The 12,846-nt window shown below is 46.6% G+C and carries 13 protein-coding genes; 5 read left to right on the top strand and 8 right to left on the bottom strand.

The window, feature by feature from the left end; all coding sequences use genetic code 11:
- The first annotated feature begins 201 nt into the window (after positions 1–201).
- The 4 genes from F0261_RS11960 (at position 202) to gpsA (ending at position 2,514) form a co-directional block, all read left to right on the top strand.
- Positions 202–627, top strand: a complete 426-nt coding sequence (locus tag F0261_RS11960) for a rhodanese-like domain-containing protein (RefSeq protein ID WP_171338056.1) — start codon at positions 202–204, stop codon at positions 625–627.
- A 12-nt stretch (positions 628–639) separates the two neighbouring features.
- Positions 640–900 (top strand): glutaredoxin 3, encoded by a 261-nt coding sequence (gene grxC, locus F0261_RS11955; protein WP_014948069.1) that lies wholly within the window; start codon positions 640–642, stop codon positions 898–900.
- 62 nt (positions 901–962) lie between these two features.
- Entirely contained in the window at positions 963–1,472 is a 510-nt protein-coding gene (secB, locus tag F0261_RS11950) for a protein-export chaperone SecB (protein WP_014948068.1), read from the top strand.
- Positions 1,473–1,482: 10 nt separating this feature from the next.
- Positions 1,483–2,514 carry an NAD(P)H-dependent glycerol-3-phosphate dehydrogenase gene (gene gpsA / locus F0261_RS11945; protein ID WP_014978154.1) on the top strand — a complete coding sequence of 344 codons (1,032 nt, stop codon included), beginning with the start codon at positions 1,483–1,485 and terminating at the stop codon, positions 2,512–2,514.
- 90 nt (positions 2,515–2,604) lie between these two features.
- Here gpsA and F0261_RS11940 read toward each other — a convergent pair whose 3' ends face one another.
- The 8 genes from F0261_RS11940 to F0261_RS11905 all read right to left on the bottom strand — a co-directional run bounded on the left by F0261_RS11940 (position 2,605) and on the right by F0261_RS11905 (position 11,680).
- A complete protein-coding gene (locus tag F0261_RS11940; RefSeq protein WP_014978153.1) occupies positions 2,605–2,997 on the bottom strand; it encodes a hypothetical protein in 393 nt (130 codons plus the stop codon).
- Positions 2,998–3,210: 213 nt separating this feature from the next.
- A complete protein-coding gene (locus F0261_RS11935; RefSeq protein ID WP_171338055.1) occupies positions 3,211–4,620 on the bottom strand; it encodes a TolC family protein in 1,410 nt (469 codons plus the stop codon).
- 4 nt (positions 4,621–4,624) lie between these two features.
- On the bottom strand, positions 4,625–6,595 hold the full coding sequence (locus tag F0261_RS11930) for a MacB family efflux pump subunit (RefSeq protein WP_171338054.1): 1,971 nt from the start codon (positions 6,593–6,595) through the stop codon (positions 4,625–4,627).
- Position 6,596: 1 nt separating this feature from the next.
- A complete protein-coding gene (locus F0261_RS11925; protein ID WP_171338053.1) occupies positions 6,597–7,775 on the bottom strand; it encodes an efflux RND transporter periplasmic adaptor subunit in 1,179 nt (392 codons plus the stop codon).
- Between the two features lie 171 nt (positions 7,776–7,946).
- Positions 7,947–8,411: a tRNA (uridine(34)/cytosine(34)/5-carboxymethylaminomethyluridine(34)-2'-O)-methyltransferase TrmL gene (gene trmL / locus F0261_RS11920; protein ID WP_014975499.1), complete on the bottom strand. Its 465-nt coding sequence runs from the start codon at positions 8,409–8,411 to the stop codon at positions 7,947–7,949.
- A 152-nt stretch (positions 8,412–8,563) separates the two neighbouring features.
- The gene (locus F0261_RS11915; RefSeq protein ID WP_014978148.1) at positions 8,564–9,541 is read right to left on the bottom strand and encodes an alpha/beta fold hydrolase; all 978 of its coding nucleotides are present in this window, start codon (positions 9,539–9,541) and stop codon (positions 8,564–8,566) included.
- A gap of 64 nt (positions 9,542–9,605) precedes the next feature.
- Positions 9,606–10,967 carry an ATP-binding protein gene (locus tag F0261_RS11910; RefSeq protein ID WP_171338052.1) on the bottom strand — a complete coding sequence of 454 codons (1,362 nt, stop codon included), beginning with the start codon at positions 10,965–10,967 and terminating at the stop codon, positions 9,606–9,608.
- Positions 10,967–11,680: a response regulator transcription factor gene (locus F0261_RS11905; protein WP_041449915.1), complete on the bottom strand. Its 714-nt coding sequence runs from the start codon at positions 11,678–11,680 to the stop codon at positions 10,967–10,969. Before F0261_RS11905 ends, F0261_RS11910 begins: the two co-directional genes overlap by 1 nt.
- 256 nt (positions 11,681–11,936) lie before the next feature.
- Between F0261_RS11905 and F0261_RS11900 the strand changes: the two genes are divergently transcribed.
- Entirely contained in the window at positions 11,937–12,818 is an 882-nt protein-coding gene (locus tag F0261_RS11900) for a Spy/CpxP family protein refolding chaperone (RefSeq protein WP_171338051.1), read from the top strand.
- The last annotated feature ends 28 nt before the right edge of the window (positions 12,819–12,846 follow it).

Here is a 12,846-nt window from a genome sequence, read left to right as displayed (position 1 = left end):
TTGCTGTTAACAACGTTTTCCAGTGTATCTGACGCTCCTCCATATGCCCAGTGCAATTTGTTCGTAATATCAATCATCTAAAGTATTTAGCGCAAACCCGCTATGACTGACATTCATCATACTGAAAGGTAAGCTGGTTTCTCGCCCATTTTTCTATATACTTTGCACTCTTTTCATGGTCTGTAGACAGGGTTAGAGGTAATGGATCAACTAATTGAATTTGCTAGCAACAACTTTATTCTTGCTGGTATTTGGGTTGCGCTGATTGCCATGTTGATATTTAGCTATATCAGTGCATGGACATCTTCAGTAAAAGAATTAAGCACGCACGAAGCAACGGTTTTGATGAATAAAGACGATGCGATAGTGCTAGATGCACGCCCTGCGAAAGAGTTTAAAGCTGGCCATATTTTGGGTGCCAGACAAATTAAACCTGAAGAGTTGCGTGAGAAAAACTTCAAGAAACTTGAAAACAGTAAAGACAAACCCATTATCGTAGTATGCGCTATGGGTAATCAGGCTCGTGGTACAGCAAATGCGATGCTTAAAGATGGTTTCGCGAATGTGAGTGTATTAAAAGGCGGAATGAACGCGTGGCAAAGTGCCAGCCTTCCCGTTTCTAAATAACAGGTAACCTTTATGAGCAAAGTAGAACTTTACACCAAGGGCCACTGCCCATACTGCCACCGTGCAAAAGCATTGCTAACGCAAAAAGGTGTAGAATTTATTGAATACCCAATAGATGTTAAGCCTGAACTGCGCGACGAGATGATTGAGCGCGCAAACGGCGGCTGGACTGTTCCGCAAATTTTCATTGACGATCAGCACGTTGGTGGCTGTGACGATATGATGGCTTTGGAAGCACAAAGCAAACTAAATCCAATGTTGGGTTTGGCGTAAAGCGTCAGCGCATACAGCAACGCACTACATTAAATTAAAACGACAATTAAATAGGAAATACCATGGCTGACGAAAATCAGACAAATAACGGCGAAGCAGCGGGCGCACAAGCGCAACAGAGTGCTCAGTTCAATATTCAGCGTATCTACACAAAAGACATTTCTTTTGAGTCTCCAAACGCGCCAGCTATTTTCACTAAAGAGTGGAAGCCTGAAATTAAACTAGACATCGACACTAGTACTAACAAGCTAGAAGAAAATGTATTTGAAGTTGTACTTTCAGTTACCGTTACGGCAACGCTTGGTGAAGAAACCGCATTCCTTTGTGAAGTGCAACAAGCAGGTATCTTCGCTATTGGCGAAATGCCAGACCAAAACAAAGCGCACACGCTGGGCTCGTTCTGCCCGAACATGCTTTTCCCATATGCGCGTGAAACCATTTCTAACTTGGTTAATCGTGGAACATTCCCTCCACTTAACCTAGCGCCTGTAAACTTCGACGCTATCTTTGCAGCTTACGTGCAAAAACGTGCACAGCAAGCGCAGGGCGAAGCGCCGAAAATGGACGCCTAATTAGGTGAACATGAAAGGCGTGGACATGAAGTCGCATTCGGTTTCAGAGTCTGTTTCAGTATTAGGGGCGGGGTCTTACGGCACCGCCCTTGCTTTTTGTCTTGCCAGAAATGGCAACCCCACACTGCTTTGGGGCCGTGATGAAAAGCACATTGCCGAAATGGAAGCGAACCGAGAGAATGCTCGTTATCTTCCAGGCGCAACATTTCCAGATGCCCTAGTGGTAAATGCCAACTTAGAAGAAGTGGTAGCCGCCAGCAAAGATATTTTAGTTGTTGTACCTAGCCATGCATTTGCGGCTATGCTTCAAAGCTTAAAGCCATTGCTTAAACCGCATCAACGCATTATTTGGGCGACCAAAGGACTTGAGCCAAAAACTGGCCGTTTGCTTCGCGATGTGGCAGAGGAAATACTGGGTACCGACTATCCCCTAGCCGTGTTATCAGGCCCTACTTTTGCTAAAGAAATGGTAGCAGGCTTACCTACTGCAATTTCGCTGTCTTCCACTGACGATACGCTGAGTGACGAATTTGCAGCAAAGCTGCATTGCGCAAAGTCGTTCAGAGTATACAAAAACTCAGACTTTACTGGCGTTCAGCTTGGTGGTGCGGTTAAAAACGTTATCGCTATAGGCGCGGGCTTAGCCGATGGCCTTGGCTTTGGTGCAAACGCGCGAACGGCGCTGATCACCCGAGGTTTAGCAGAGCTTACCCGTTTGGGCGTGAAGCTGGGTGCAAATCCAGAAACCTTTATGGGTATGGCGGGTCTTGGCGATTTAGTTTTGACTTGCACCGACAATCAATCGCGCAATCGTCGCTTTGGGCTGGCTTTGGGTCAAGGCAAGAGTGTCGATGTTGCTATTGACGAAATCGGACAAGTGGTTGAGGGATATCGCAACACTGAAGAAGTGCACATTTTATCTAAAAAAGTAGGCGTAGAAATGCCTATTTGTGAACAAATTTATGCTGTGCTTTATCACGGAAAATCCCCTAAAGAGGCGGCCTTAGCTCTGCTTGGTCGAGATCTCAAAAAAGAAGCCTAGTGAATACTTGATGGTTTTTGCTTAGTAGCAAAAACCATCAGCCTCTTAACGCCCCACTATTCCTATCTTTTCCAGCTTATCAACCTGAACTTAGCGGCCTTCTCTTACCACGATCACTTTAGTGTTGTCGTGATATCCAGCGTGACTGCGCTTGTGGCGTTTCACTTTTTTCACCTTTTTGTAGGGGGAATCGACAACCACATAGCGATTCCCATGCTTGCGATAGTAATGATTATTAGCAACGTAATAACGATGATTGTCGATAACCTCTACCCTATGCGCACCTGGCAAGACGTTAACGTACAGGCCAATTTCAGGAACGCTTATGGCTACGTCAATAATCGGACGAGCAGGTTGCGTAATAATAGTGACCCTTTCATTCGCTCCTCTATTCGAGTGAGAATGATGACCTGAATGGGCGCTTGCTTGCCCCGCAATCATTAAGCAAACGCCGGTGATAACACTCAGTGTGATACGCTTCATAAAGGCGCTGGCAAGTTTCCTAGCAAAGCGTGGGAATGCAGGAATGGCTGTTCCCTTTCAAATTCCCAGAATGAAGCTAGGAAGCTTGCCAGACCTTCCCGAAGGTCGAGTTTAAAATGATCTATGCGGACTGGTATTACACAACCCTTACAAAACGCACAAAAAAGCCCTGTTCACAGGGCTTTCGTATTGCTGCTTGAAAAAATCTAAAAGCTATGACGAAGTGATGTCGGCGCCTGCGCTTTCTCTGTAGGTGGCAATGACAGAAGAGAGCACGGCTTGATAGTTACTGATCACAGATTGCCTAGCCGAGAAAAAGCTACGTTGAGCATTAAGCAAATTCAGAAAGTCAGTGTCACCAGCTTTGTAGCGAATATCCGCAAGACGATAAAGCTGCTGATTGTTCTCGAGCGAGGCTAACGAATAACGGTAGTTTTGTTGATTAAATGCCAAATTAGTTTGGCTGTTTAACAACGCTTCTATCGCGCTAAGCACCGTCTGCTGATACTGTAATATTGCTAAATCCACGTCAGTTTTCGCCGCATTTTCTGCAGCTTCTAATCTACCGCCATCGAACAGGGTTGCTGCTGAGCTTACCGCTGCGCCTAAGGTCCACCCTTGCGCTAAATCTAAAAGATCACTCACACCAATATCTGCACTTAAGCTCATGCCTGGAAGACCTGCCACTGACGCTTCGTAAAACGCTAAATCAGCCTGCTTAAATTGCGCTATAGCTAACTGAACATCTGGACGCTGCTTCAATACCTCAGCGCTTAATATAGGTGCCACTTCGGGCAGTGAAAAATCGGTTAGCGAAAGGGAAAGCAGCGCTTTTTGTTCAGGCGTATTAAATTGCATAGATTCATTACCTAACAATACTGCTAATGCCCGCTCATTAAGCGTTAAACTATTGCTCAGTCGCAGCACCTCCGACTGAGCACCGATCAAGGTATTGCGCTGCTGGGAAACCTCAATACCTGAGGTATCCCCCTCTTCAAAGCGAATTTGAACTAGGTTTAGCAGCGCTTCGCTAATCTCAACGTTTTGCATCGCAATAGACAGCCGCGACTGCAGTGAAATCTGCTCAAGAAGGGTATTTATAAACAACGCCTGGGTGTCTAACAGCGCATCGGTAAACTGATACTGTGCAGTATCGATACCTAACTGACGACTGCGCTGCTGAGCATCTCGTGTACCCCATATGTCCGCGTCATAACTCAACCCCAGTCCACCTGAGGTAGAGTGGCTTGAACGGCCACTCTCTAGGTCTCTTCCACTGCGTCCAGATGTCCTCGCCGTTATAGTCGGAACGTCACCTGCGTTAACTTGTGCTAATAGAAATTGCGCTCGTTTTACCCTCTGCTCGGCTTGATTAAGGGTTAAATTTTGGCTTTCAAGCGTCTTCATAACGGGCGCAAGTTCAGCCACCTCGAACACCTTCCACCATGATGTTGTTATTTGACTAGTCGCGTCCACAGACTTCGCTTTTTGTAGCGCCTGCGTGTCAGTTTCGGGCAACGTTGTAGAAGGTGAATAAGCGCAGCTTGCGGTCAGCACGATACAAGAGAACGCGCACAGTAATGAACGAGCGGCAAGAGACACAGAAAAACGAAAAGAATGCATGGCGTTACTCCTCTGCCAACGCGTCAATGGGATTAAGCTTTGATGCTTTTTGAGCAGGGGCATAACCAAAAATGAGCCCTACAGCGAGAGATGTGACAAAAGCCAAAACGGGCGGCATTAGCGTGTAAGCGACAGGCACACTGAATGAAGCAACGATAAGGACAACAAAATAGCCCAGAAGAATGCCGAATATACCACCCAAGATACACACTACCCATGCCTCAATATTGAACTGGCGCAAGATATCGCGAGGTTTTGCGCCTGTGGCGATGCGTAGTCCAATCTCCCTCTTACGCTCAGATACGTTGACCAGCATGATATTCATTACACCGATACCGCCAACAAACAAAGATATGGCAGCAACAGACGCCAAGAGCCAAGTTAACGTGTCTTGCGTTTCCGTGACCGCCTCTACCAGTGACTCTGTGGTACGCACCATCACGTCTTCTTGTCCGTGACGCTCTACCAACAGTGCCAGCACATCGTCTTTTACCTGAGTAGCTACTTCGGTACTTTCTGCCTTTATGGTAATGCTGCTTAAGTAATCCCGACCAAATACCTTTAAGCGGCCAGTTGTAACCGGAATGAGCACTTCGTCATCCATATCGTTGCCACCCGCACTGGCGCCTTTAGAATGAAGTACGCCTACGACCTGATAGAAGGCATTTTGCATCAAAATGTACTCGCCTACTGCCCGATATTTATCTTCAAACAGGGTCTCAGCTACCGTATCTCCAATTACCACCACCGGTGCATAATTTGTTACGTCTTCATCGCTAAAAAACACGCCCTGCGCCATTTCCCAGTCTTTAGCATGAAAGTAGTCAGGTGTCGTGCCTGTAATACGTCCTGAAAAATCATTTTCGCTGTATCGGATGGTTGCCCTTGCACTTCTTTCCGGCGCGACATAAGCCACACCCGGAACACTTTTCAATGCAGTGGCATCGGCTAATGTCAGCGATGCAATATCTCCGGATGAGCGCATGTTTCGTCCACCCGGCCTAATCGAAATCAGGTTCGTGCCAATGGTTTCAATGCGCTCTAGTACCTGCTGTTTACCTCCCTCACCGATGGCCATCATGGTCACCACTGCCGCTACTCCAATAATAATTCCCAAGAGTGTGAGCAAGGTTCTAAACCAATTCATTCTAAGGGCAGTGAACGCCATAGATAGGGCTGAAGAAAGTGAGATACTTGGAAAAGGTTTAATTGCCGGTACCGGTGTGGGCTCTTGAGAATGTACGTGCTGTATCGAAGCCGCATTTTTTTCAACTGATTCACTTGTGCTAGGCGCAGCGGTTTTGGTATCTGTTACAATTTTCCCATCAAGCAAGTGTATTTGCCTGTCGGCATGTTCAGCAACTGCACTATCGTGGGTGATAAGAATAATAGTCACCCCTTCTGCGTGTAGCTCGCGAAGCAATGCCAGTAACTGCTCTCCGCTGGCCGAGTCAAGCGCCCCCGTGGGCTCGTCGGCTAATATTACTTCTGCACCATTAATTAAGGCACGGGCTACCGAGACACGCTGTTGTTGGCCACCAGAAAGCTCTCCGGGCTTGTGCTCTTTTCTGCTTGCAAGCCCAAGTTTATCAAGCAACTGTTGCGCTTTTTGAGTACGCTCTTCGCTAGGCGTACCGCTGTATATTGCTGGCAGCGCCACGTTTTCAGTGGCGTTTAGCGACGACAGTAGCTGATAGCGCTGGAAAACAAACCCAAACGTTTTCAAGCGAAGAGCTGAAAGCTGGTCTGGGTTTAACGAAGACACTGACTGCCCGTGAATACGGTATTCGCCTTCTGAAGGGGTGTCTAAACACCCTAGGATATTCATCAAGGTCGACTTTCCTGACCCGGATTGCCCCATAATGGCGACAAATTCGCCCTTATCGATTGATAACGAAACGTTATCCAATGCGGTGACTTCAAACCCTTCTGTTTTGTAGCGACGTGATACGCCATTAAGCTGTATTAATGACATATTAGAATCCGTCACGGCGGCGCGGTGGGCCTGATGGCGGCTGCCCACCCGGCACTCTGCGCATACCCGCGGCCGGCATTGCGGTGCCGTCTGCTAGACCCACAGCCACTTCATCACCTTCTGATAGGCCTTCTATAATTTGAATATGGGTTCTATTTTTTATGCCTACTTTTACTGGCGTGCGAACCACATCATCGCCCTGTTTAAGCATCACGAATTGATTGCGAGCTCGCCCTTTTACTGCCGCTAACGGCACAGAAAGCGCGCCTTTCACCTGCTCTTGCACAAAGAACACTTGGGTAGTCATGGCGTCCATTAACGTGCGATCAGGATTCTCAACATCGATTAGCACTTGGTATAGCACCACGTCGTTGAGTACGGTGGGTGTAGGTAGCACTTGTCGTACGGTAGAGTGGTAGAAGGTTTTGTTATCACCCAAGGTAGAGAAATAGACTGGCATGCCGCGCTTTATTTTCTGCACATCGGCTTCAGACACTTCTGCGCGTAGGGTCATTACTGATAAATCGGAAATTTGAAGCAACACGGGGGCGTTTTGATTGGCATTCAGGGTCTGCCCCTCACGCACTGGTAAGGTGGCTACAGTTCCGGATATTGGCGCAAATATCTTTGCAAACCCGAGCTTAGTAATATCCCCTTCCAGCGAGGCTTCGTCGGCTTTAATCTGTGCGATGCTCGCCGTGATCTTGGTATCGATAACTTTAAGGTTTGTATCACTGCTTACGACTACATCTTGGCTGACTGCATTTTGCTTAAACAAATTTTGATTGCGTTGCGCTCTCACTTCGGCGAGTTCTCGCTCTGCCCGCAGCTGAGCCAGCTGTGCTTTTTTGCTGTCCAGCGCCGCTTGAGAGTTCTGTACTTGTGTTTCAAATACACGGGCATCGATCTCTACCAGCAAATCGCCTTCTTTAACAATATCCCCCTCTTCTACGTGAATATTGTCTACCTGACCTGAAACCTGCGCGCCTACCTCTACGTAGCGCTTGGGCTCAAGCTGACCTGTAGACACCAAATTTAATTCGATGTCTCGTATCTTTGCATCTTGAAAGAGATATTCGGTATTTGTCTGAGGTGAGTATAGCCATGCATAAACAGCATAAGCAGGCACAAACACAATAATTGCAATGAGCAGTACTTTAATGGGTAGAGGGAGTTTCAAAGCATTCGATCCATAAAAAAACTGAATGCAATATAGCGAATGTAAAGATTCGCCACGAGAGACAATCTTTACATTTACGCTATCTTTACAGACATTTTTAAAGGCTGAATAAGCTTTTGATTTGAATGGTTAAAAGAGTTTTTAGCAAAACAGTAAGCGTTGAAGAAAGTACTAACGAGCACCCTCGTAACCAAACTGACGCCAGCTTTCATACACAAATACCGATACTGCATTAGACAAGTTCATACTACGACTGTCTGGCAACATAGGGATGCGAACACGCTGCTCTGGGGGAAGCGATTGAATATAGTCGTCTGGTAAACCTCGGGTTTCCGGTCCGAAAATTAACGCATCGCCTTTTTGATAAGACACATCGCTGTGAAATGCTTTGCCTTTCGTTGTGCAAGCGAATACCCGTTTTGGCTTAGCATCATTCAGGTAAGCGTCTAAACTGGCGTGGCGCTTTACGTGAGCAAACTCGTGATAATCTAAACCTGCGCGTCGAACGCGTTTATCGTCCCATTCAAAACCCAAGGGCTCGATTAAGTGCAACATAAAGCCACTGTTTGCGCATAAGCGGATGATGTTTCCCGTATTTGGCGGGATTTCTGGCTGATAGAGTACGATATCGAGCATGCTTTTTTAAATTACCTTCACAGTTAACAACTCGTTTATTTTATACCGAAACGCCATTCTTCATCACCCTTGCGCACACTTTTATTACCTGTGAAATAGAAAGCGCTGCTCTTAAGTACGATTACCTAACTAAATGTTAGCTGCGGCTGCACTTACGTAGACGAGTCTTCTGTCAAAAAGTCGAGAATACGCGCCATGGAGCGCTCGCGAATGTCGTCAGACTCGGTGAATAGCTCATGGTAAGCGCGGGGCACTATTTCAAGTTTTGCATTTGGCATAAGCTGCGCCACGCGGCGCTGACGGTTATTATCAATAATCGCGTCATCGTCTGCACTTAATACAAGCGAGGGCGTTGTAATAGCGCGTGCGCTACTTTCAATTTTGTTCATAGCCTGATGTGCAGCGGCCAACCACTCTGTAGTCACGCCACCAAGCTGAATATCCTGCTCTTCGTCATACAGTTCACGGAACAGCGCATAGCGGGTTTTGCTGTGGGTGAGCTTATTAAGTGAAAAAGGAAACGCGATATACGGGGTTTGACCAAAAAAGTACCCCGCATCTTTCTTTTTCAACCTGTTTACCGCAAGGCCTGTGCGAATTAAGCCATTCGCCAACCAATTGGGCAGAGCGGGTTTAATGCCAAACATGGGCGAAGCTAAAACGGCTTTTGAAAACAAATTCGGAAGACGCAGCAGCGTGAGTGCACCAATGGCGCCCCCCATCGAATGGCATACCAGCTGTAACGGGCCTTGCTGCAGTGGCTTTACAATAGTTTCTACGAACATGACGAAGTCATCTACGTAGTCGTCAAAATCGGCAACATAACCATGCTGAGGGTCACGGGTCATCCTGTCTGACAAGCCTTGGCCTCTGTGATCTAAGATGAATACTGCGAAACCATTTTGATAGAGATCGTAAATGAACTCTTTGTACTTTAAATAAGATTCGATTCGACCAGAGCATATTACAATGGTAGCTCGCGGCGATTCTGGGATACAGTGCGCAAAGCGTACCTTGATATTGTCTTTCCCAGAGAAGTGGCCCTGAGTAACACTGTTTTGCCAGAAGGGATTGATATACGTGGCAAAAGTGCTGGCTAAGTTATTTTCAGACGTGAACGTCCAGTTCATAAATACCCTATTACAGTCAAATTGCGCTCTTTGTTAGGCTACGGAGTGCTATCAACGTTCCCAATCATAACTTGGGAAATGACATAGTAACTCGTAGCCCACCGCGCTCAGCAGGTTCAGCGATTATGCGTCCATGATGCAACTCAACTGCCGCTTTTGCAATGGATAACCCTAAGCCCACACCACCTGACTCACGCTCTCTGGCGAGGGTTGCCCTATAAAACGGTGAAAATATCCGTTCACATTCTTCACTGGTTAGCCCGTCTCCGTCATCTGTAATGTGAATATACCAATGTTGTGCATCTTCGCTAAACGCAATATGCGTGACGAGTTTGCTATGACGTATAGCGTTTCTAAGAACATTCTCGACAGCACGACAAAACATCATGCTATCGATGACCACCGTCTTTTTAGGAATATCGTCAATTCTTAACAGCTTGTTTTTATTTGCCACTTCAAAGTTAGCATCGGTCAGTACATCGTTAAGTACCAAAGACAAAGCGTGCTTTTGCATGGTCGCCTCACCAGCTTCTGCGCGACTAAGTGTGAGTAATTGACTAACTAGCGCTTCCATTCGGTCAGCTTCTCGTTCTACACGAGATAAGGTGGCTGGGTCTACGTTTTGCTGATGGGCAAGCCCTAACGCCATTTGCAACCGCGCCAGTGGAGAACGAAGTTCGTGAGAGACATCAGCTAATAATCGCTTTTGTGCGCCCCACATCGATTCAAGCTGCTCAGCCATTTTGTTAAAGTCGCGCGCCAACTGACCTAACTCATCCTGACGCTTGGCAGCCTTGCCCACCCGCGTTTGCCAGTCGCCGCTTGCTAAACGTTTTGCTGAACCCTGAATGTGCAAAATAGGGTTGGTCAGCGTTTTGGCGAATAGCCAGCTTAAAAGCGTGGTAGTAATAAGTGCAATCGCCAAAAACAGTAGAACCGGAGGAGTTTGCTTTTCGGGCATATCAAGCTTTACCGCAAAAAGCGCGAAGCGTGAATTGTCTCGCTCGAAGAAAACCGGGCCGAGAATTTTGAATGCACCGCGCTTTACTGCAATCGGAGAAGTTTGATTTACCAAACGCAGTAAATCTTCTTTATCGTTGTCGCGAAGCGGAGGGCCGCCCCCTGAGACAAGACGGTTGTCGCGAATATCGACAGCCACCAGCCTACCTCTTATACCACGTGAATTGCGATCAAGCGCTTCATGTAACGGTACACTTTGAAAGCGCTCGCGCTGCATTCGCTCAATAGCCTGGTTTAAATCCTCCACTTCGCGGGGCTTGATTTGCACAACTTGAAGGTCTTCAAAAAAGAGACGACTTCCCCAAATAGCCAAAAGCGATGTAACAATGAACGTTGCCCAAAACCACAGAAACAAACGTCCCATGATGGCCCGCGTTGGGCTGATGCTGCGTAACAGTTTTACCATTAATGGCTTCCAACAATTAACATGTACCCTACTCCGCGGATGGTTTTGATTTTTTCATCAACGGCTACCGCACTGATTTTCTTTCGCAAGTTGCTAACATGCATATCAATGCTTCTGTCAAAAGCTTGCAGTGGCTTGCCAAGAATCTTTAAACTTATTTCTTCTTTCGTTACTCGCTGAGCGGCGTTAAGCATTAATAGGCGCAAAATTAAGAACTCAGTTGTGGTTAGCGTTAATTCCACATCGTCCACTTTAGCGAGCTGACTACTTGGGCTTAAAAAGATGCCATTCACAAATAAGTCCTGTTCCACAGCGCCACCTGAAGCGGAAAGATTATGGCGACGCACAATCGCTTTTATTCGCGCCACCAGCTCACGGTGGTTAAACGGTTTTGGTAAGTAATCATCAGCGCCCATTTCCAGACCTAAAATGCGGTCGTAATCATCGCCTCTTGCAGTCAGCATAAGCACAGGTGTGCTGTGGCTGACACGAAGTTTTTTCAATACATCGAAGCCATCCATCTTTGGCATCATCACATCCAATAAAATAAGATCGTAATGTCGTCCAGATACAGCTTCAGATAACCCTTCTTCGCCGTCGTTACGCACTTGCACTTGATATCCCATACTCGACAGGTACGTGGAGAGCATTTCAGTTAACTCAAGGTCATCATCAATAACAAGGATAGACTGCAAATGAAAATCTGAACTCATGGTATTAAACTCTTTAACGGTTGGAACTGCTGACCTTTGATTCATGAAAGTGCCTGTAACTTTTATAAACTTCAACCTGCGCTTGTGGTGAGTCTTGTCTAAATTAAACGAAAAACACTGACAAACGCATACTATATCTTTTCAGACCTTTACAATCACAAAACGGCATCACCTTTACAGAAGCTTTACAGTGTGTTGACTGCTTTTTGTATTTATCACGCTAGGATTAACGTGTCCGAACAAAAAGGAGACGACAATGAAAAAGTTATTAATTGCTAGTGCTACTGTAGCGGCGATTAGCTTAGGTGGACTTGCGTTGGCTCAGCCAGCAGGCCCTGGTATGCGTCACCACGAACCGGTTAAAGAAATTGTTAAACACCTTCGCGGTTTAAGCTTAAGTGACGCACAACGCGAAGAGATAAAAACACTCATAAGCGCATTTAAAGACGCTAACCCTCGACCTGAAAATCACGATAGTGAAAAGCCAAGTTTCGATTTTGAAACTGCTTCTGAGGCACAAATCAGCACCTTTATACAAACTCAACTTGAAGAGCGTGAGTCGAAACACTTTGCGCTTGCGCAACTACGCCACAATATTTTTAACGTGCTAAGTGAAGAGCAGCAAGCGAAAGTCTTGGCACGCGAAGAAAGTAGAGATCAAAAAAGAGCGGCGAGAGGCGATAAGCGACGCAACGCGTCTGACGAGCAAAAATCACAATTTGTAAAACGTATGGATGATGAAGGCAAAGGCAAAAAATTCCGTGGTCACGGTAAAGGTGAAAGAGGCGACAGAGATCACCAGCGAGATGGCACGCCGTTTAAAGGCATTGACCTGACCGATGATCAACTGGCAAATCTTGCAGAACTTCGTGAATCATTCAAGGATACATCCAAAGCCAATAGAGAAACGTTGCGAAGCTTTAAGGACGCTCAGCGCGACCTGATTAGAAGCTCGTCTTTCTCACAAGACTCTTGGAACGCTCTTGTTGCCCAGTACAAAGACGACCTTGTCAGTGCTGGTATTGAAAAGGCCAAACAGCGCCAGGCCATGTTTGCAGTACTAACGCCTGAACAGCAAGCTGAGTTAAAAGCGCAGCGCGAAGAAGGTCGAAAGCTACGTGACTTACTGCGTTCTTAGTATTCAGTAACACCCTAACCCACCGTAA

It is taken from the genome of Alteromonas sp. 07-89-2, assembly GCF_013113925.1.
GTDB classification, from domain to species: Bacteria; Pseudomonadota; Gammaproteobacteria; order Enterobacterales; family Alteromonadaceae; genus Alteromonas; species Alteromonas macleodii.
This window is presented reverse-complemented; position numbering and strand designations above follow the sequence as displayed.

What these genes read in the sequence shown, in the direction of transcription:
- F0261_RS11960 (WP_171338056.1), top strand. Translation starts at nt 202, where the DNA reads ATGGATCAACTAATTGAATTTGCTAGCAACAACTTTATTCTTGCTGGT.
- grxC (WP_014948069.1), top strand. Translation starts at nt 640, where the DNA reads ATGAGCAAAGTAGAACTTTACACCAAGGGCCACTGCCCATACTGCCAC.
- secB (WP_014948068.1), top strand. Translation starts at nt 963, where the DNA reads ATGGCTGACGAAAATCAGACAAATAACGGCGAAGCAGCGGGCGCACAA.
- gpsA (WP_014978154.1), top strand. Translation starts at nt 1,483, where the DNA reads ATGAAAGGCGTGGACATGAAGTCGCATTCGGTTTCAGAGTCTGTTTCA.
- F0261_RS11940 (WP_014978153.1), bottom strand. Translation starts at nt 2,997, where the DNA reads ATGAAGCGTATCACACTGAGTGTTATCACCGGCGTTTGCTTAATGATT.
- F0261_RS11935 (WP_171338055.1), bottom strand. Translation starts at nt 4,620, where the DNA reads ATGCATTCTTTTCGTTTTTCTGTGTCTCTTGCCGCTCGTTCATTACTG.
- F0261_RS11930 (WP_171338054.1), bottom strand. Translation starts at nt 6,595, where the DNA reads ATGTCATTAATACAGCTTAATGGCGTATCACGTCGCTACAAAACAGAA.
- trmL (WP_014975499.1), bottom strand. Translation starts at nt 8,411, where the DNA reads ATGCTCGATATCGTACTCTATCAGCCAGAAATCCCGCCAAATACGGGA.
- F0261_RS11915 (WP_014978148.1), bottom strand. Translation starts at nt 9,541, where the DNA reads ATGAACTGGACGTTCACGTCTGAAAATAACTTAGCCAGCACTTTTGCC.
- F0261_RS11910 (WP_171338052.1), bottom strand. Translation starts at nt 10,967, where the DNA reads ATGGTAAAACTGTTACGCAGCATCAGCCCAACGCGGGCCATCATGGGA.
- F0261_RS11905 (WP_041449915.1), bottom strand. Translation starts at nt 11,680, where the DNA reads ATGAGTTCAGATTTTCATTTGCAGTCTATCCTTGTTATTGATGATGAC.
- F0261_RS11900 (WP_171338051.1), top strand. Translation starts at nt 11,937, where the DNA reads ATGAAAAAGTTATTAATTGCTAGTGCTACTGTAGCGGCGATTAGCTTA.